The sequence below is a fragment of the Chitinophaga varians genome, from assembly GCF_012641275.1.
In the GTDB taxonomy this organism is placed as follows: domain Bacteria; phylum Bacteroidota; class Bacteroidia; order Chitinophagales; family Chitinophagaceae; genus Chitinophaga; species Chitinophaga varians_A.
Window position 1 is genome coordinate 330,887 of record NZ_JABAIA010000004.1, and the last position, 19,907, is coordinate 350,793.

At 49.6% G+C, this 19,907-nt stretch carries 16 protein-coding genes; 10 read left to right on the forward strand and 6 right to left on the reverse strand.

The window, feature by feature from the left end; all coding sequences use genetic code 11:
* Positions 1 to 14: 14 nt before the first annotated feature.
* Positions 15 to 557 carry a GNAT family N-acetyltransferase gene (locus HGH92_RS30735; protein WP_247655094.1) on the forward strand — a complete coding sequence of 181 codons (543 nt, stop codon included), beginning with the start codon at positions 15 to 17 and terminating at the stop codon, positions 555 to 557.
* An 18-nt stretch (positions 558 to 575) separates the two neighbouring features.
* Here the strand turns inward: HGH92_RS30735 and HGH92_RS30740 are convergent, their stop codons facing one another.
* Positions 576 to 1,412 carry an AraC family transcriptional regulator gene (locus HGH92_RS30740; protein ID WP_168874680.1) on the reverse strand — a complete coding sequence of 279 codons (837 nt, stop codon included), beginning with the start codon at positions 1,410 to 1,412 and terminating at the stop codon, positions 576 to 578.
* 135 nt (positions 1,413 to 1,547) lie between these two features.
* On the opposite strand from HGH92_RS30740, the gene HGH92_RS30745 reads away from it, so the two are divergent.
* Positions 1,548 to 2,564: a zinc-dependent alcohol dehydrogenase family protein gene (locus HGH92_RS30745; protein ID WP_168874681.1), complete on the forward strand. Its 1,017-nt coding sequence runs from the start codon at positions 1,548 to 1,550 to the stop codon at positions 2,562 to 2,564.
* A 72-nt stretch (positions 2,565 to 2,636) separates the two neighbouring features.
* On the opposite strand, the gene HGH92_RS30750 is transcribed toward HGH92_RS30745, so the two are convergent.
* From HGH92_RS30750 to HGH92_RS30770, 5 genes are all read right to left on the reverse strand, one after another.
* Entirely contained in the window at positions 2,637 to 4,223 is a 1,587-nt protein-coding gene (locus HGH92_RS30750) for a family 16 glycosylhydrolase (protein ID WP_168874682.1), read from the reverse strand.
* A 5-nt stretch (positions 4,224 to 4,228) separates the two neighbouring features.
* Positions 4,229 to 5,722, reverse strand: coding sequence for a RagB/SusD family nutrient uptake outer membrane protein (locus tag HGH92_RS30755; protein WP_168874683.1), 1,494 nt, complete (start codon positions 5,720 to 5,722; stop codon positions 4,229 to 4,231).
* A gap of 18 nt (positions 5,723 to 5,740) precedes the next feature.
* On the reverse strand, positions 5,741 to 9,205 hold the full coding sequence (locus tag HGH92_RS30760; RefSeq protein ID WP_168874684.1) for a TonB-dependent receptor: 3,465 nt from the start codon (positions 9,203 to 9,205) through the stop codon (positions 5,741 to 5,743).
* A gap of 217 nt (positions 9,206 to 9,422) precedes the next feature.
* Entirely contained in the window at positions 9,423 to 10,541 is a 1,119-nt protein-coding gene (locus HGH92_RS30765) for a FecR family protein (protein WP_168874685.1), read from the reverse strand.
* Between the two features lie 77 nt (positions 10,542 to 10,618).
* Positions 10,619 to 11,182, reverse strand: coding sequence for an RNA polymerase sigma-70 factor (locus HGH92_RS30770; RefSeq protein ID WP_168874686.1), 564 nt, complete (start codon positions 11,180 to 11,182; stop codon positions 10,619 to 10,621).
* Between the two features lie 176 nt (positions 11,183 to 11,358).
* Here HGH92_RS30770 and HGH92_RS30775 point away from each other — a divergent pair, with 176 nt between their 5' ends.
* From HGH92_RS30775 to HGH92_RS30810, 8 genes are all read left to right on the forward strand, one after another.
* On the forward strand, positions 11,359 to 12,054 hold the full coding sequence (locus tag HGH92_RS30775; protein ID WP_168874687.1) for a DUF2461 domain-containing protein: 696 nt from the start codon (positions 11,359 to 11,361) through the stop codon (positions 12,052 to 12,054).
* 10 nt (positions 12,055 to 12,064) lie between these two features.
* Positions 12,065 to 12,505 (forward strand): PaaI family thioesterase, encoded by a 441-nt coding sequence (locus HGH92_RS30780; RefSeq protein ID WP_168874688.1) that lies wholly within the window; start codon positions 12,065 to 12,067, stop codon positions 12,503 to 12,505.
* A gap of 5 nt (positions 12,506 to 12,510) precedes the next feature.
* A complete protein-coding gene (locus tag HGH92_RS30785; RefSeq protein ID WP_168874689.1) occupies positions 12,511 to 13,014 on the forward strand; it encodes a DinB family protein in 504 nt (167 codons plus the stop codon).
* A 7-nt stretch (positions 13,015 to 13,021) separates the two neighbouring features.
* Positions 13,022 to 13,411: a hypothetical protein gene (locus HGH92_RS30790; RefSeq protein WP_168874690.1), complete on the forward strand. Its 390-nt coding sequence runs from the start codon at positions 13,022 to 13,024 to the stop codon at positions 13,409 to 13,411.
* A 52-nt stretch (positions 13,412 to 13,463) separates the two neighbouring features.
* A complete protein-coding gene (locus tag HGH92_RS30795; protein WP_168874691.1) occupies positions 13,464 to 14,066 on the forward strand; it encodes a hypothetical protein in 603 nt (200 codons plus the stop codon).
* 136 nt (positions 14,067 to 14,202) lie between these two features.
* On the forward strand, positions 14,203 to 14,682 hold the full coding sequence (locus HGH92_RS30800; protein WP_168874692.1) for a hypothetical protein: 480 nt from the start codon (positions 14,203 to 14,205) through the stop codon (positions 14,680 to 14,682).
* 332 nt (positions 14,683 to 15,014) lie between these two features.
* Positions 15,015 to 19,499, forward strand: coding sequence for a DUF6443 domain-containing protein (locus HGH92_RS30805; protein ID WP_262888835.1), 4,485 nt, complete (start codon positions 15,015 to 15,017; stop codon positions 19,497 to 19,499).
* A complete protein-coding gene (locus HGH92_RS30810; protein ID WP_168874694.1) occupies positions 19,496 to 19,900 on the forward strand; it encodes a hypothetical protein in 405 nt (134 codons plus the stop codon). The genes HGH92_RS30805 and HGH92_RS30810 overlap by 4 nt, the downstream gene beginning before the upstream one ends.
* Positions 19,901 to 19,907: the final 7 nt, after the last annotated feature.

Here is a 19,907-nt window from a genome sequence, read left to right on the forward strand (position 1 = left end):
GGACAAAAGCATTGATGATGAACTTTTCAATACAGCCTCGCCTGGAAAACGAACGCGCTATTCTCTATCCGCTGCAGCAAAGCGATTTTGAAGCATTGTACGAGGTGGCCTCCGATCCGTTGGTATGGGAACAACATCCCAACAAAACCCGCTGGCAACGGCCGGTATTTGAGACCTACTTCGATGGTGCGATGAAAAGTGGCGGCGCATTCCGCATTGTAGACAAAGCCACGGGCAGAACAGCCGGGAGCAGCCGTTTTTATGATTATGACCCGCAACAGAACAGTATCCTGATCGGCTATACTTTTTACAGCCGTGAGTTCTGGGGCTCCGGACTGAACCCTTCGGTGAAACACCTGATGCTTTCCTGGATATTTCAGTACGTGGACAAGGTCATTTTTCATGTAGGCGCCGTCAACACCCGCTCACAGATAGCGATGACGCGGCTCGGCGCCCGTAAGGTGAAAGAAGAGGAAGTGGCCTACTTTGGTGAACCTTCCCGCCTGAATTGTATTTATGAAATCAACAAAGCAGACTGGCAGGCACAGCACCCCTGATGCTACCAGTCTGTTTTCTTATGCCCCCGCCCTGATCTGCCGCATGCCTTTGCCATAGAACTTCTTCATCATACGGTTCATATGGCTGCTGTCGGTGAACCCCAGCTCCGACGCAATATGCTGTAAAGCGGTATCCGTATACAATGCGCGCGACTCCGCGATCTTCAGCCGCAGCTTCATCACATAATCCTGAAAACGTTCGTCTGCATTACGCCGGAAGTACTCACTGAAATAGGTTTCAGCGATGTGAAACTGTTTTGACAGGTTAGGCACGCTCAACTTCTCCACATCCATGATATTAAAGCTGATGAAGTTGATGAGGTCTGCAAACCGGGTGTCGGTAAAGCGGCGCCCATCCAGTTTTTTCTTCTGGATATTACGGCAGATCACGGCCAGTACGGACACCAGTGTGTTTTGTATAATGAAAGCGGAACAGATGTCTTTCCGTTGGTATTCCTGTAGGATGACATCCAGCAGGCTTTTGAGCTGGGCCTTGTCGGCCGGGTCTTCCACCAGTTCACCGGGATGGTAGTCATGATGCCCGAAAATAAAGTTCAGCCGGCTGAACCAGCTGCTGTAGTCCACCACATCTGTCGGTCCCGGAATGAAGTAACTGCCGGTAAACCGCACAAACAAAAAGCAACTGCGTTCCTTTACTTCGTAAGAGTGGCATTTAGCCGCCGGTAAAAGAAAAATACCGTTTGTGGCATAGGGGAACTGCATCTGGTTGACCATCTGGTAACCTGTCCCGTCCAGCACGTACACCAGTTCAAAGAAGTTGCTTTTACGGCTTCTTTCCTTCCATTCATCGTATGTCGCGATTTCCACCGCAAAGGAGTCGTGTAAAAAATCCATGATATAAAATTACGGCAAAGGAATCAACGGATATGTTCCATCCAGGAATGTTACTGTTTTTTCAGGGTAGCGTACCGAAGGTTGCCACGGCGCAAAGTGACCTTTGCCCTGTTAAACATCAACCTGAAAAAAAACATGAAAGCAGTACAATTAACAGCCTTCGGGACGGAGCATCTGGTGATCAGCGATATTCCCATGCCATCCCTCAAAGCCAATGAAGTATTGGTCAATATCAAAGCCGTGTCGCTGAACTATCTTGATTGGATCGTGCTGAACGGCACTTTCAACAAAAAGCTGGTATTTCCCTATATCCCGGCATCCGACGGTGCCGGCGTGGTGGCCGCAGTAGGAGCGGACGTTACCCGTTGGAAGCCGGGCGACCGTGTGGTGATGCAGTACGTGCAAAACTGGACCAAAGGCAAAGTAGATCCGGACAGTAATGCCGTGAGGGTAGGCTGGCAAACGCCCGGCGTATTGTCTGAATATACCGCTGTCCCGGAACACGGGCTGGTGAAGGTACCGGTAAACCTGAGTTTTGAAGAAGCCGCCACGTTGCCTATTGCTGCGGTCACCGCCTGGCACGGACTGATAGAGCAGGCAGGCCTGCGGCCCGGGCAAACGGTGCTGACACAGGGAACCGGCGGCGTGTCATTATTCGCCTTACAGATAGCCAAAGCTGCTGGTGCAAAAGTGATCGCCACTACCAGCAGCGAGGAGAAAGCTGTCCGGCTTAAAGCACTCGGCGCAGATGCGGTGGTCAACTACCGGCTGCACCGTGAATGGCATGAGCAGGTAAGGGCGCTCAACGGCGGAGAAGGCGTGGATATCACCATGGACGTGGCCGGAGCCGCCACTATCGGGCAGTCGCTGCTGTCTGTAAAAGAAAATGGCTTTGTGGGCACGGCCGGTTTTATCGCGGGACCGGAGTTGCTGCTGGACATTCATCAGCATCGTATCAACCTGAACTTCATCCGGATACAGGGGCTGGCAGTAGGCAGTGCGGAGAGTTTTGCCGCACTGAACCGGGCTATTGAAGTCAATGACATCCATCCGGTGATTGACAGCGTGTTTGCCATGGAACAGGCGCGGGAAGCATATCTGCGGCTGGAGTCCGGCCAGCATACCGGCAAGATCGTGATTACGCTTCCGTGATAGCACAGCACATATAACAAAGGGCTGCCTGCATGATGCGCGGGCAGCCCTCGTTGTGGTATAATGGCAGGTTTATTTGCCGGATTTGCTGATGGTCACATCATCCAGGATAATGTCCTGCTGACCGGTATTTTTAAAGTAGATACGGACCGTTTTCATGTTCCGGCCGTATTCTTTGCCCGTCTGAAAGTAAAGCTGCTGGCGGGTGAAATTGTTTTTACCACTTTGCGTCTGCGCAGCGGCCTGTTGTAATTCGCCGGTGACGAGCTTCATGTTCGCCACGGCGGCGTGTAACGGGCTGTCGCCTTGTTGCCAGTAGGTCAACTGGTAGTTGGCGTCATTGTTCAGGTACACGTATTGTTCCATTTCCTGGCCGGGTTTCAGCAGCAGGCCATGGCTGCCATTGCGGCCGGTGGCCAGTGTGCCGTTGCCTTCCCATGGCAGAAGGTTGGTATTGGCGTCAAAACCGGGATTGGGCAATTCGTTGTTGCCTTCCAGCGGCCACTGGTATCCGCGGATATAATCCACTTCCATGCTCACGGAGCCGCCGCCGCCATAGGAGCCGAGGAACACGTTCATGGCATGGTTAGGGGAGTAAATCTGGTGTTTGTCGGTGTATGCTTTTATCAGCTGGCCGTTGATATAGTGTTTGATGCTGTTGGGCGTCCAGAGAATACCGTGGGTCACCCATTGGTCTTTATGCTCAAACCCTTTGGCGATGTGGGTGTTCAGGTTATGTACGAACTGGCCTTTTTCGTCCACATGGCCGTGCAGCACAAACTGCGCATCGATGTTTTCGAACACGTCGATTTCAAATACCTGTCCTTTGGGCCGTACGCCACTAACACCGTCCAGCGTAGTGCCTTCCTGGAGATAGTATTTCAGGTCCGGCCCCGGGGAGTCAAACCAGAAGGCGGTGTTCAGTCCCTGTGGTTTACCGGTGAAGCTGCGTTTTACCCTTACTTCGAAGTATCCTCCGCGGCTGTTGTCCAGCAGGTTTTCGTTGGTGCGCCAGTCGTATGTCTGAATGGAAGATATCTTCCTTCCGCTAGACGGATAGTATACTTTTACCGGCAACGAGTCGTTGGTGAAAATGTTGATGGTACGGCCGTTCAGCGTATAGGCCGCTTCCGGCAAGGTACCGTTGCGCATGGCTTCCAGGTTGTCTTTCTTCAGGAAGTCGATGTTGGAATAGTAGGTGGTATGCCACTTGTTGCGGTCCAGCAGGGAGTCGTTGAACTCATCGTGCCAGAAGAGGGCCATGCCTTCCGGAACGGCGGGGGAACTGGCAATATCGAGGCGACGGGCTTCGGCGGAATCCAGCGACCAGCGGGTGTTTGTGAGCACGGTGCCGGTCAGTGTTTTGCTGTGCTGCCTGGCATCGAAGGCTTCTACCCAAACATGGTAGCGCGTGTTGCCCTTTACCTGTTGGATGTAAAAGCGGGTGCTGTTGGCGGGCAGGGTCGCATTTGGCGTGGCGGGCTTATGGTTGTTGTCCGACCAGTACAGATGGTACCCTGTTTCGTTGGAGGTTTTATCCTCCCAGTCCGCCCTGATCCAGCTGCGGGTGCCGGTGAGCCGGAGATTTGCAGGCGCGGATAAATCCTGCGCCTGCAAACCGGTTGATGTTAAAAACAATAAATAAAACAATCGCTTCATGGTCCTTAGTTATATCCTTCGTTTTGTTTGATGACACCGTTGCTTTGGGTGATCACCAGCCTGGGTAAGGGCAGCAACACTTTATAAGCCTGGGCGGTAGTGGAACCGTCGTTGATGGCGCGCTGGATATAGAGGTTCCAGCGTATCAGGTCATCTTTTCTCCAGCCTTCGCCCCAGAGCTCAAACAGGCGTTCGTCCTGTATTTTGGCGAGGAACTGTGCTTTAGAGAGACCAGCAGGGATATCATCTACCCCGGCCCTTCTCCTGACTGCGTTGATAGCATCGTAAGCCTGTTGGTTGGGCGCGCCGTTTGCTTCGTTGATGCTTTCCGCCAGCATGAGCAGCACGTCGGCGTAGCGGTAGACAGGGAAGTCAACAGCACTGTTTTGTGAATTGGCGCGGGACGGGTCTGGTCCGAATTTCACGGGGATAGCGCCCAGCTGGCCATCTGTCCTGGCATTTTTATAGATCACTTTACCGTTGGCGTCTTTTCCAACAGGATAGGATTCCAGCAGCACTTTCAGTCTAAGGTCCTTTTTATCGAATTTGTCATAGCTGGACCAGGGCATTTTATAACCACCCCAGGCAGTCAGCGGAATACCGGTAGAGTCTTTGTAGTCTGACGGCAGCGCGTGTGCCAGCCACATATTGGTGTATTGGTCGCCGCCGGAAGAAGAGCATACTACGGCGAGGATCATTTCTGTGGAGACGCCTCCTTTGCTGGCGATGGTGAAGTTGTCTTCATATTTAGGCAGCAGGGAGAAGCCCATCTGCGTAATTTGCTGACCTGTTGTTACGGCTTCCGTCCATTTTTTCTCGTGCATGTACAGCTTCATCAAACCGGTGAGGGCAGCGGCTTTGGAGAAGCGGCCGTAATCGTTGCCGGTGAATTTGTCGGGCAGTACGGCAGCTGCTTCCTTGTAGTCCTTTTCGATTTGCGCTACTACCACGTCTTTCGTAGGACGGGGCAGGTAAGGCGCATCAGGGTTGGCGGCTACTTTACCATCGGTGACAATGGTGAACGGGCCATAGTTGAAATACAGCAGCTGTGCGTAGTGGGCCCTCAGCGCTTTCAGTTCGGCCATATACCGTTGTTTGAGGTTGGCTTCAATGTTCAGTCCATTGAGATTGTCCAGTGCGATAGCGATACGGGAGATGTAAGACGTATAGTTGCCGTAGTTATGTGTCACCCATTCAAAGTCGGGCGTGTAGTTCAGGTTGCGCAACGGTATCCAGTTGCCGCCCCATGAGCAAACGCCTTCGTCGGTGGTCATCATGGCCTGGGTGCGCCAGGCGTAGGTGCCGGCATCCCAGCCGCCCTGCCAGTCGGCGCCGCCGGCCAGGCCGGTGTAAGCCGCATTGACAGTGGCCACAGCGCCTTCGTTGGTATTCACCACATCAGCAAGATTGCCGTAGGTGGTGTATTTCAAATCTTTTTCACATGCGCTGAAAGCCGCGAGGCTGCCCAGCAAAACGAGTCGGTGATATATGTTTTTCATGATTGTCCGGTTAAGTGATTAGAAGGATACGTTTACGCCGAATACATAACTTTTTACCAGCGGGTAGAAGTTGTCCGGGTCCAGCTCCGGGTCCAGGCCGGGGTATTTGGTGATGGTAAACGGATTCTGTACGTCGAACGAGAACCTTACACCAGAGAACACTTTTTGTTTTTCCAGCATTTTGGCCGGCAGGGTGTAACCCAGTGTGATATTGCGGCAGCGCAGGAAAGAAGCGTCTGCCAGCCAGTAGCTGGCTTCATTCTGGAACTGGGAGTAAGTACCATCGGTAAGCGCTGTCGGGAAATCTCCGTTCGGGTTTTTGAATGTCCAGCGATTGGAGGATATCGGCATGGCGTTGAAACCAAACGGATTGGTGGTGGTTTCATTGACCCTGCCGGAGAGGTAAGGTGACCATTTTTTCTGGACCAGGCCGGAGAAGAAAATGCTGAGGTCAAAATTCCTGTAGGAGAACTGGTTACCGATACCGAAGTTGAAGCGCGGGTCCTGGTTGCCCAGCAGGGTTTTATCTGCCGTGGAGATAGCGCCATCGGGGCCTGCTACTTTGCCATTACCATCGAAGCCGTGGATGTCCTGGAGGATGAGGCCACCGGGCAACATACCGGGCATATTGGCGGGCATGTTGGCTTTATCACCGTTATAGATGCCGGTAGAAATGTAACCGTAGTAACCACGGAACAGTGCGTCTTTACCAGTGGCCACTTCCCATGGTTTCAACGCGTTCAGCGCTGCCGGAGAGCGTTGTGTCCAGTAGCTGAGGTAGTGGGAGAAGTTCACGCTGGTAGACCAGGAGAAGCCGTTTTCAGACTGGATGTTTTTGCTGTGCAGGGCTATTTCATAACCAGTGGACCTGGTTTTGCCGGCATTGATAAATCCTTCTTTCAGGATAAAGCCGGTGGGATAGGTAACACTGAAGATCAGGTTACGGATGTCTTTACGGAAATAGTCAACGGAGCCGGAGAGGCGGTTGTTAAAGAAGGCGAAGTCGATGCCTGCATTGAGTTCACCGGCTGTTTCCCAGGTGAGGTTAGGATTTTCGTCACGCGTCATTACCACGCCGGTGTTGATGTTACCGGTGCCGAAGAGCGGGCTTCTGGAGGCGTCGTACACTCTGTTGGCAGCAGCGCCGAAGTTACTGTTGCCGGTTTCACCGTAGCCGGCCCTTACTTTCAGGAAGGAAAGCGGCGTAAAGCCTTTCAGGAAAGATTCATCGGAGAGCACCCATCCGGCGGACACGCCGGGGAAGTAGCCCCATTTTTTATTGGCGGCAAATACAGAAGAACCGTCACGGCGGATAGAAGCCTGTAAGGTAATATTGCCTCTGTAAGTATAGATGCCGCGGGCGAAGTAGGAAGCCCAGATGGTTTCTGATCTGCTGGAGCCTACGATTGGTTTGATCGCTTGTCCGGAGCCGAGGTCATAGTATTTGGAGATATCAGACAGGAAGCCCTGGTTGGCGGCGTTGAAGCCTTCCCAGCCTGATTTCTGGTAGCTGTAACCGGCAACGGCGCTGAGGCTGTGTTGCTCAGAGAAAGTTTTATTGTAGGCAAGGGTATATTCCAGCAGGGTTGATTTGGCTTCTGACTGGGCGATGCTGGCGGAGCCGTTCACCTGGGAGCCGAGGTAGAATGTCCTTGGCAGGTAGGTGGAACGTTTGGAGTTGGAGTTGTCGTAACTGAAGCGCACATTGGCTTTCAGGTCCGGGATGATGCTCCATTCCGCAAAGGCGCTGCTGAGTGTGCGGGTGGTCACGGTCTGATCGGTGATCGTACCATAAGACACCGGATTAGGGATGTTAGGGTAATAGGGGCTTACGGGGTAGCTGCCATCAGGCAGTTGCAGCGGTTGTACCGGTGCCCAGTAGATAGCGGAGGTGATGATACCGCCGTTTTCGTTGGCGCCGCCGGTGAAAGTGTTGTGGGCAGTGGAGTTGGACAGGATCATGCTGGCGCCCAGTTTGATTTTGTCGGACACCTGCTGATCGAGGCTTACACGGCCGTTGTAGCGTTTGAAGTCAGTGCCAAGGATTACGCCTTTCTGGTCGAAATAGTTGCCGGAAGCGTAGTAGTTGGTTTTACCGTTGCCGCCGGAAACGGCGATGTTGTGTTGTTGGGTGTAACCGGCGCGGGTGATGGCATCGGTCGCTTTTTGATGATTGCTGCGGGCAGAATCTATCTGTCCCTGTGAATAGATGGGTTTGTACGGCTGCGCTACGGAACCCGGATCGGTATTGCCGTAGTAGGGGGCCACTTTGTTATCGCGGTACCACATCTCTTCTTTCAGCAGGTTACGTTGTGTCATGTAGTCGGCAGCGCCGTACACCGGGTACATTTTGTCTACGTTCTGAATGCCGTAGGAGCCGGTGTATTCCACTTTAGGTTTTCCATTGATGCCTTTTTTGGTGGTGATCAGCACCACGCCCGCGCCTGCACGGGCGCCATAGATGGAGGCCGCACTCGCGTCTTTCAGGAATTCTATGGAAGCGATATCATTGGGGTTGATGAAGTTGAGCGGGGATTTGTCCACGCCGCCTTCCGCATTTTTACCGTATTTGCTGCCGGTGATAGGCTGTGCTGCGGCGTCCATAACGGGAACACCGTCGATCACATACAATACGCCGGCGTTGGCGAAGGATGGATTACTTCTGATCTGTACATTGATGCCGGCGCCGGGCTGGCCGGTGCTCTGCGTTACCTGTACGCCGGAGGCCTTGCCCTGTAACGCGCTCTGGAAGCTGGTGCTGGCGCTGATGTCCAGGTCTTTGCCTTTTACCGTAGTGACTGCGCCGGTGAGGTTCTTTTGTTTTACCGTGCCATAGCCGATCACTACTACGTCTGAGAGGGCGTTGGTGGCCCTTTTCAGGCGGATGTCCAGTGTAGCCTGACCGGTATAGGTGATTTCCTGTGTTTCAAAACCGATGGAGCGTACCAGCAGCACATCGCCTTTGTTGAGGCTGAGACTGAAGCTGCCGTCGGCTTTGGTGATAGCGCCTTTCTGGGTGCCTTTCACCGCCACGCTCACAAAGGGCAGCGGGGCGCCGTCAGCATCCAGGATTTTGCCGGTCACGTCTGTCAGCGGGCTGGCGGGCGGTATAGTTGTTGCCGCTTTTTTCCTTACGGTGATCTCTTTGCCGTCGATCACATAGGAGAGCGGTTGGTCTTCGAAAATAATTTTCAGTGCTTCCGCCAGGGGAACATCGGTGAGATTGACGTTCACTGGTTTGGCGGTGTTGATGTGGTCTTTGACGTAGAAGAAGTTGTAGCCTGTCTGGCTTCTCAGTTTGTGGATGACTGCAACAAGGGAAGCGTTTTTCTCAGAAAGGGTGACTTTCTGGGCATTGGCCACAGCACTAAGGCTGATGAACGCTGTAAGCAGTAATGTGGTAGCAATCCGCATGAAAACGAAGATTTTGGAAGGCCGGCAATAGCGCGCCCTGCCTCCTTTGTGAAGAAGGTTTAATATCATACCTTTACGAGGTTTGGTTTTTAGTTCAATGTTGTTTTTCTGATGCGTGAAAAATTGATTTTGATTGAAACCTTACGACCGAACGTGGAAGTGTTGGCTCACTTTCACGTTTTTCATAAGGCCACATCCTTGTTGGCGCTTTTACTTCATGGGCGTGGATTTAAAGTTCACTGTTAATAGTTGTTCTCTTTGACAGTCACATTGTTCACAATCGTGGTCAATACTTGCTTACATATATTTTTCCGGTTACTATCCTGAATTTTAATAAACCTGCTTTCTCGATGGTGTTTAATACTTTTGATACGTTCTCGAACCGGGAGATGGTGCCTTCCATTTCGTTGGTGGGGATGTCTCCTTCATAGATGACTTCCACATTGTACCAGCGGGATATTTTCCGCATGATCCCGTAGATATTTTCGTTGTTGAATTCAAAGTATCCGTTTTTCCAGGCCACGATGCCGTCAGTATTGACAGTAGCTATTTTCAGCGTGCCGTTTTTTTCAGTGACAGCTTGTTGGCCGGGCTTCAGCACCTGTGCTTCGTTGATTTTAACGGCACCGGATAGCAAGGTAGTTCTGGCACATGGCTCATCTGCGTAGTTGTTGACATTAAAGCTGGTGCCGAGCACTTGTATCTGCTGATGGTTGGTACGCACTTTAAAGGGCCGGGTCGGATCGGCGGCTACTTCGAAGTAGGCTTCCCCGTTAACTTCCACGGCACGTTCCGCCTGTTGTGCGAAAGAGGCGGGGAAAGTGAGGATGGTGGCGGCATTGAGCCATACCCGCGTGCCATCGGCCAGGGTGATCTGGTATTGTTCGCCCCGGGCAGTGCTGAGGGTATTGTATTGAACAGCGGTCGCGCCGTTTACCGGACGGTATTCCAGGGAGCCGTCGGCCGCTTTGTTCACTTCCACGCCGGCCTGCTCTGTCAGTTTACCGGTCTGTGTATCAGAGAGCAGTATTTTTTTTCCGTTGGCCAGCGTGAGGGTGGCGGTGTTTTTCCCTGCGGGTACATCGGCTGGTGCGGGGGCAGTCTGCATAGCCACTTGTGTCGGCCGGCTGCTGTGGCGGTACCAGTAAAAACCGCCGGCCAGTATGCCGGCGAGGGCGGCTGCCGCCGCGATGCGCCAGGGGAATATTTTTCTACGGGAGATGGTGATGCCTGTCTGCCGGTGTATTTTTTCCAGGATGAGCGTTTCCTGTGCAGACAAGTCGCCGATGGCCGGTTTCCCTGCCTGCTGTGCGTCGCACCAGGCGCTGTACACCGCCAGATCTTCATCTGTGGCCGTGTTGGTGGCTATGCGGTCTATAATGTCTGAGATATGTTTTTCATCCATGGAATGCCAGTTAGGTGCTTGGTCTGTATATAAGGGACATAAATAGGGGGTTCCCCCCAAAGGAGCAGAAAAAAAATTCAGAGCAGCAGGAAGGAGAGCATTTTCCGGCTCAGGTCTGACCGGAGTTTTTTCAGGGCGATGGTGATCTGGTTTTCGACCGTTTTTTCGGAGATGCCCATGAGGGCAGCGATTTCCTTATTGGTGAGATGTTGTACCCGGCTGAGATGGAATATCTCCCGGGCCCGTTGGGGCAGTGTTTCGGTGAATTCTGTGATCACCCTTCTCAGCTCTTTCACTTCAAAATCTTCTTCTATGCGGGTGATGGTGGGCAGTTCAACGTTGGCCGCCAGGATAGCGGCACGGCGGCGGGAGGTCTGGATGGTGCGGGCCAGCCGGTACTTAACGGCGGCCATCAGGTAGCCTTTCAGGGAGGTCACTTCCAGGGTGCTGCGGTTTTCCCATAGCCATACAAATATCTCCTGTACCGCGTCGTTGCACTCTTCTTCATTGTTAAGGATATTCCAGGCATACTGGTACAGCAGCCGGAAATAGCGGGCATATACCTCGTTAAAGGCCATGACCTCGCCTTCCTTTAATAAAGGTAGCAATGCTGCATCACTGATCGCGTTATAATCCCTCATATACTAAAAAAACCTCCGGCATAGCCCATCGGCCAAATTTATTCAGTTATTTGGTTATTTGGATATTTTATTATCGGATTTACGGATTTTGTGATTTGCGGAGGGGAAAGGCTATGGTAAAAATTAATTTATATTTGCTTTCGTCGATTTCATCCTGAAAAAAAAACACCAGCAAAATGGCAAAACAGACAACAGGCGGGACAGGGATTCAACAGTCAGGATTTGATTTCCTGGACGCACTGAAAAAGAACAACAACCGGGAATGGTTTAATGTACATAAAGACGACTATCTCCGGGAGCTGAAACAGATAGAAACATTTGCAGACGGGTTACTGGCAGATTTGTCGGCGCATGATGTAATTGAAACACCTTCCGGTAAACAAAGCCTCTACCGTATTTATCGCGATACCCGTTTTTCCACCGACAAAACACCCTATAAAACCCACTGGAGCGGAAGTTTCAAACGGGCCACCCAGCAACGCCGGGGCGGGTACTATTTTCATATTGAACAGGGCAACAGCTTCATTGGCGGCGGTTTCTGGGGACCGGTAGCAGACGATCTCAAAAAAGTCCGTGATGACATCGCCTTTGACCCTGCACCGCTGCGTAAAATTCTCAACAGTAAATCTTTTATATCCACTTTTGGCGCACTGGAAGGGGAGCAGCTGAAAAAGGCCCCCCGCGGCTATGATCCCGGGCATGAGGCGGCAGACCTGCTGCGCTTTAAGCAGTTCCTGCTGATACGCCGCTTTACCGACGAAGAAGTATTATCGCCGCAGTTCAGAAAAGAAGCAGGCAAAACATTTGCCGCCATGCGCCCTTTCTTCGACTATATGAGCGAAGTATTGTCCACCGATTCCAACGGATTATAATCATCAGTGTATGTCCAACATAGAACCGTTAACACCGGAGATAGAACAGCGCGTGCGCGACAGTTTCGGCCGGCAGAAAATGATGGCGCTGTACGGCGCCACCATGACCGGCATAGGTAAAGGGTATGTAGAGATCAGCATGCCGCCCAGCGATATCGCGCTGCGTCCGTCGGGCATCTTCCATGGCAGCGCCATCGCTGGCCTGACAGACGTGGTGGCCGGCTACTGTGCGTCCACTATTCCGGTGGAAGACCCTTATTTTGTGACCGTCGAGTTTAAGATCAATTTCCTTAACCAGGCCAAAGGCGAGCTGCTGGTTGGACGCGGAAAGTCGATCAAAGCCGGCGCCACGCTGACCATCGTGCAAACAGATATTTACGCCCGTACCGGGGAACGGGAAACCCACGTTGCCACCGCCCTGGTCACCATGATGAAAATCAATAAACGTTAACCTGTATGGAAATCACGTCTATCAACACTTTCCTGCCTTACTACGACAAAATCCGTGAGCGCACCAAAAGACTGCTCGCAGTAGTCCCGTCTGATTCCCTCGACTGGGCTTATAAGCCGGGTAAATTCACCATCGGTGATGAGATCCGGCATATCGCCACCATTGAACGGTATATGTTCGCCGAAACAGTCGCCGGCCGCCCAAGCTGCTACCGCGGCTGCGGTAAAGAACTGGCCGACGGATACGACGCCGTGATGGCTTACTTCGATCAGCTGCACGAAGAGTCGATGGCTATTTTCCGCGCCTTAAGCGAAGAAGACCTGCAGCGCAAATGCACCACGCCCGGCAACGCCACCATGCCCGTATGGAAATGGTTACGCGCCATGGTGGAACATGAAATACACCACCGCGCGCAGTTGTATATCTACCTGAATATGATCGGCGTGAAAACGCCGCCGATGTTCGGGCTGAGCGCAGAAGAGGTGGCGGCATATACCAAACCGGAATAGCGCTGCCTTGATGAAGTTATGGCCTATAGCTGTGCTGCTGCTCCTGGGGGTTGGTTGCGGGAGGCAGTCGCGTGTCCGGTCTTTTTCCACGTTAGATGTGACCTATAATGACGGTGGAAGTATCACTCTCTCCATTAGAATTTCCAACTGTGGGGAAGTAGTAGCACAAAAAGGAAACAGGATACGGCCTGTTTTCTTCAGGGGCAGGTTGAGTAATCACGAACTGGATAAATTGGAACGTCTCTATACCGCCATGTCCATTGAAAGATACGACAGTGTTTACAGCGATCCCGGCGGGGAAGATTTTGCATCGTTTAAAATAGTCATTCCGGAAAGAAAGCCGGCAGGTATATTCGTGTATGGGCACCGGGGGGGCCGGTGCCGCTTTGGCAAATAATGGGGTCATAAGAAAGTATTCGATACCTACTATTTTCAATTTTGAGAAATACATGAAAATAATCTGCAGTCTTTGTATCAGCTTGATTGGTTTTATTAATCCGGAAGATCCTGTTATTTACAGTCTGTTCTATCACTGGAACAAAATGAGTCTTGCCCTGGCAAAGGAGATCCCTTCCGGAAAGAACGCAGAAGAGAAAATGCTATACCAGGAACGGCTACAAAGTTTTTACAGGTTATGGAATATGGTCCCTGACAGCCTTCAGAACACTTCTTTAAGATGGGGCTTTCTCGAGCGGATCAGTACTGAGTTTAACTGGAAAGACAAGAAGTGGTCGGTGATTGAAATGATAAGAGGTGGCGAAATAACCGGGGTAGACAACTATCTCGTTTTTTATCATGGCAGAATGGCTCATATTATTGCTTATCGCTACCAAACAGACAAGTGGGTGAAAATGCGGGAATGGCAGCAACGTATTAAAACGAGTAGTCTGGTGATAAAGTCTGCTACCGGCATTGCGAAGCAGGGATGTAACAACGGAGACGTAATAGTGACGGGTTTTAAATCTGCCCTTCCATTACAGGTGGCGTATTTTGCTGAATATATGGTGCCGCGGGAGAGCGGGGCTGGAAGGGTGATTTGCCGTTCTCGTTAAGGAGAGGTAACTGGTGGCTGATTCCTCTTTGATACTCGTTATGGGTGATTCGGTAACTTATTTAAAGAGTAGAAACAAACCCGATACGATTTTTTTACCATTGAAATAATTTGATCAATATAACTATTAGGGTAAAATGAATTGGTCCCGTATTAAAGATGACCTTAAAGCTCCGCTGGCAGTAGCGTTTACGATTCTATTTGTTCTGATCCAGGACAAGCTGTTTATTTGGATATTCCCACCCGGGAAGAAGTACGGTGTGTCTTTTAATGCTGAGCGTGAGCGGCTGGGGATAGCTACGCTGCCGGGTACCTGGATCACAAAGGACAAGTATAAGGAGATGAAAGTATGGCATGCCCCTGACGTGCCGGATAGCGGGTACTTTAGATATACTAAGACGGTGATCGTTAAATCAGGGAAGATTATCTATGATGGAGATATTTATCTACACGTAGATAAATCGATATCTGAAAGACTTACTATTGGTTATATTTTTAAAGACCAGAATAAGTGGAAGTATATATATGAAGACCAGTCCAGTGGAATATCTGAAAAAAGTATTACCAAAGCACAATCAGACAGTATCTTAAAAAGCTGGAGATTAGTTTATAAGTAACGTAATGGGCAAAGAGGTTATGTTTTACAGGTTCTGAAGGCTCTGTATTGATTGGTTATAGCTGTGGTATCACAAAATGTGATACCACAGCTATAACCATACGTCGTTTTGAAAAAATGAATTATTTTTTTACTTTACGCGGAATTTATTTTTAAAATTACAGTTAATACTCCCGTTGAAACTCATTATGTAGCATAAGTAATTGGAAGTAACCCGAGAATATTTTGCTGTCCGGAGAGTATGATGGTTTGGGCAGATTAAAATTGCTCAGAGACCAGGAAATATCAACAACCAGTTACGCAATAAGAAGTTGTTACCCAAATAAAAAACCTATGAGAGATAGAAAAAAGTACGGTTTCAGGCAACTATCGGTTTGTTTATTGTTTGCCGCTTTAGGATTAACAGGAAACATAACCAGGGCACAGCAGCCGGGAGGCCCCGGGCTTCCGTCAGCTACACCTGTACCGCTACCTGTCACCAATACCCCTCCGTTTATTAACTATATCCGGACATGGGAGCCGTCTATACCAACAACAGATCTGGCCACAGTGACGGCCGAGAGCAATTCCGTTAGGAATGTAAAGCAGGTATCTCAGTATTTCGATGGCCTTGGCCGTCTGTCACAGACTGTGGCCAAAGGCATGAGTAACTCCGGGGAGGACATTGTAACCCCGGTGGTATATGATGCATTCGGGAGAGAGCAGTATAAATATCTGCCTTATACGCATTCCGCCGGCGACGGGAAATTTAAGACCTCACCATTCGTTGATCAACAGCAGTTTTACCTGAATTCGGGGAAATATCCCGGCGAGAAAATATTTTACAGCCAGACAGAATTTGAGGCTTCTCCGTTGAACAGGGTTTTAAAGACCTACGCTCCGGGTAATAGCTGGGCTAACCGGCCGGTGAGCCATCAGTATCTCGTTAACACTGCACAGGATTCAGTGCGTATTTGGAATATCGGCGCTACCGGAATGCCGGTGAGCCCACTTGCTTATGACGCTGGTCAGTTGACCGTAGACATCACCACAGATGAAGATGGCGGCCAGATAGTCGAATACAAGGACAAGTCAAACCGGATGATATTAAGGAAGTTGCGGGGAGTGGCTTCTCCTGGTTCCGCACATATGGGATGGCTTTGTACCTATTATATTTATGACGATCTGAACAATCTTCGTTTCGTTATTCCACCGCTGGGGGTGGAAAAGATTACCGGCACCTGGAATACTGCTGCCATAGCGGACGGCCTTTGTTTTCAGTATACCTATGATGACCGAAACCGGATGATCACCAAAAAAATGCCTGGTGCTGGTATGGTGGAGATGGTATATGATGTGCGTGACCGTCTGGTATTTACCCGGGATTCCAGTCAACGGGTACAGAATATATGGCATGTTACTTTCTATGATCAGCTGAACCGGCCGGTTGAAACTGCCCTGTATAATAGAAGTATTTCAAGGGAAGCGTTGCAGGGACAAATGAATGGAGCTGTTAATAATAGTGGGACCAGCAATTATGTTTTCCCTGGAGCCGCTGACCTGGTTACGGCTTATCATGAACCAGCCCGCACTGTTTATGAAGCAACCAATTCTGTGACACTGGAAAGTGGCTTTGATACCGGCGATGGGGCGGATGCGGATATGCGGATTAATCCTTCTTTGACGACGGGTGCCGCTAATATCACGGTGAGTAATCCTTTGCCTGATATCTTTAGTAATGGAACCCTAACACCATTAACTTACACATTCTACGATAATTATAATTTCCCCGGAGTCCAGGGTGCGGTTAGTAGCGATTTTAATATGCCTACTGATGAGGGTAATTCGTTTGTTGAGCCGGTAACAGTTGGCAATCTTACACAAGGAATGGTAACAGGAACGCGCATACGTATCCTGGGCACCGATACCTGGCTGACATCTACTACTTATTATAATGATAAAGGAAGGGTAAGTCAGGTGGTAGCTGACAATGCTGCTGGTAGTACAGATGTGATTACTTCCCGTTATGATTTTAACGGAAAGGTAGTTAGTACCTATCAGCGCCATAAAAACGGCAGAAGCGGGCTCACGCCCCAAACGACGGTACTGACAACTATGGTCTACGATGACCAGGGCAGGGTGAAAGCGATCAACAAGCGACTGAATGATAATCCGGCGTTGGCGCGTACCATAGCCAGAAATACCTATGACAAGATCGGCCAGTTGAGCGCAAAAGAGCTGGGCATCAACGGGACCGGTGAGCCGCTGGAAAGACAGACATTTGACTATAATCTCCGTGGATGGCTGCGGAGCATCAGCAAAGATTATCTGGATAACGGTTCTGCGGGATCGCACTTTGGCCAGGAGCTAAACTACGACTATGGTTTTAGCGTGCCGGCGTTTAACGGTAATATTGCCGGCATCCGATGGAAGGGCTGGAACGACCAGGCACAGCGGGCATATGGTTATACCTATGATGCTATCAGCCGATTGAAAGGAGCTGCTTTCTCTCAGCTCACCTCCGGTAGCTGGCTTAATGATGCCGTAGATTTCACAGTTGGTAACATCAGCTACGACGCCAACGGTAACCTGCTGAGCATGAACCAGCGTGGTCAGGTAAACAATGCTGCGGGTAATGTGGACCAGCTGAGTTACCGGTACAATGCTAACAGCAACCAACTGCAATCTGTATATGACGGAGTAAGGGCAAAGACAGGTTTAGGGGACTTTACCGACAGCCAGGCTGATGGAGTTGACTATAACTATGACGGAGCAGGTAACCTCACCCGTGATGAGAACAAACAGATTGCCGCTATCAGCTACAACCACCTCAACCTGCCGGAGCTGATTACTGTGACTGGTAAAGGAAATATCCGTTTTGTATATGACGCCGGTGGCAATAAAGTCCGTAAAGTTGTTACGGATAATACCGCCGGTGTTGCAAAGGTTACGACGACAGACTATCTGGGAGGATTTGTATACGAAAATGATAGCCTGCGTTTCGCTGGTCACGAAGAAGGAAGGATACGGGTTGCCTATCAGCCCGGACAGGCGCCTGATTTTGTATACGACTACTTTGTAAAAGACCATCTCGGTAATACCCGGCTGGTACTAACGGAGAAATCCGTCACCAATACCTATGCAGCTACCATGGAGACTCCCAGCGCTGCAAAGGAAAATCAGCTGTTCAGTAATATCGATAATACCCGCAGCAATAAGCCTGTAGGGTATCCGGCAGATGAAAGTGCCGGTAAGAATGAATCCGTGGCCAAACTGACGGCTACCGGTACCGGCAAGAAGATCGGGCCTTCCCTTGTATTAAGGGTAATGGCAGGTGATACCATTCAGCTAAGCAGCAAGGCATTTTATAAATCCAATGGGCCGGCTAATAAGAGTAACCCGGCTGTGCCGGCGGAGAGTATGGTGGCTGACCTAATCAATGCGTTTGGCGGTACTGTTTCCGCAGACGCCACACATGGCGCTCCCGCGTCAGCAGCAGTTCCACCGTTTAATACCAATTTCTATAATAACGACTACCGCCGACTGAAGGAGAAAGATCCTGATCAACAACCTGGTAAGCCTAAAGCCTATTTGAACTATGTTTTGTTTGATGATCAGTTTAAAATGGTGGAGGAAAACAGTGGAGTAAAACAGGTAAAAGCAGAGCCTGACCAGCTCCAAACCCTTTCACAGGACAAGATGGTCATGAAAAAGAGCGGATTTTTGTATGTTTACACCAGCAATGAGAGTCCGCAGGAAGTGTTCTTTGATAATCTGTTGGTGGCACATAGTGGCAGTCCGGTGTTGGAGGAGACGCATTATTATCCGTTTGGGTTGACGATGGCGGGGATTAGTTCGAATGCGTTGAAGGGGGCGAATTATCCGGAGAATAGGAAGAAGTATAATGGTATAGAGTATACGAGTGAGTTGGATCTTGATATATATGATGCACAGTTTAGGAATCTTGATCCACAGATAGGAAGATGGAACCAGATAGACCCGAAGATAGAGAATATGGAGGCATGGTCGCCGTATGCTTCTAACTATGATAATCCGATTCGATACAAAGATTTTTTAGGGGATGAACCAGACGGTCCCGGAGATCCTATTAAACAGGTTGGACTAGTTACGGGTAGGGAGTATAATCTTACAGCTCCAACAGGGATAGGCTCTGCCCTTAAATTTGCAGGTCAATATATAGGAGGAACAGCGAATGAAATAGTCGCGGGGATAAACCAGAATTTAAACCCTGTTTATGCTGCAGTAAATGGTGGGCAGGCACTTGTTACCGGTAAGGATATACAAACGGGACGACCAATGAATGCAGGAGAGGCGGCTATAAGTGTAGCGTCTGCTCTTCCTATTGGAAAGTTCATGGGAATGTTGGGACGAGTTGGAGGAGCTGTCGAAGGAATGGTTGCTCGTGAAGCATCACAGGGAGTTAGTATTGCTCAAGGTGAGTTATTAAAAAATACGTTACCTGTAAGTACAGAGGGAAAGCTACTAGGCTCCATATCTAATGGTCAAATTTCTATGCAAGGAAAAACTTTGGCAGCAGGGAAATTTGATTTTATTGCGACACAAGAGGGAAGCGTCTTATTGGGTAGGAAGCATACATTTTTATCTGGAGGTGCAGATGTGTTAGCAGCTGGAGAGTTAAAGATAAGAGGTGGCACTATCGTTGGAGTTAATAATTTGTCAGGCCATTATTTACCGGGATTAAATGCCTCAAGTAGCTATTTAAATATTTTAAAGAATCTTGGAGTTGATGTATCTAAGGCCCATTTGCAGATATATAATTCTCAGGGACAAATAATAAAACATGTTTTACCCAAATGAAGCAGATAATAAAAATAAGAACGTTAAAAAGTGATTTTGGAATAGAAGACTTGTGGTCAGCCTATCTTTTTTCTACTTTTTTTCTATATATGGTCAAAAACAATCCTGGTGACTTGAAATCTGTTAATATAGTTGTCGGAAAGGAATTGTTGCCAGATTTACAAGAAAGGGTAATAATAGCATTAAATAATCTTTTAAAGGATAGTTATTTAGAGCCTTCAATTAACGAACTTCAAAAGCATCCGACTAGGTTTGAAACCATATTGCTGAATGGTAGGAAATATAAAGTAAATTATAGGTTATCAGAAGTAGGTCGCATGGCTTATGCTATTTATTGTTTGATCAATTTTATTAATGATGCGATATTAGAAGGGAATGAAATTTATTTAGAATTTAATTGATTATGGA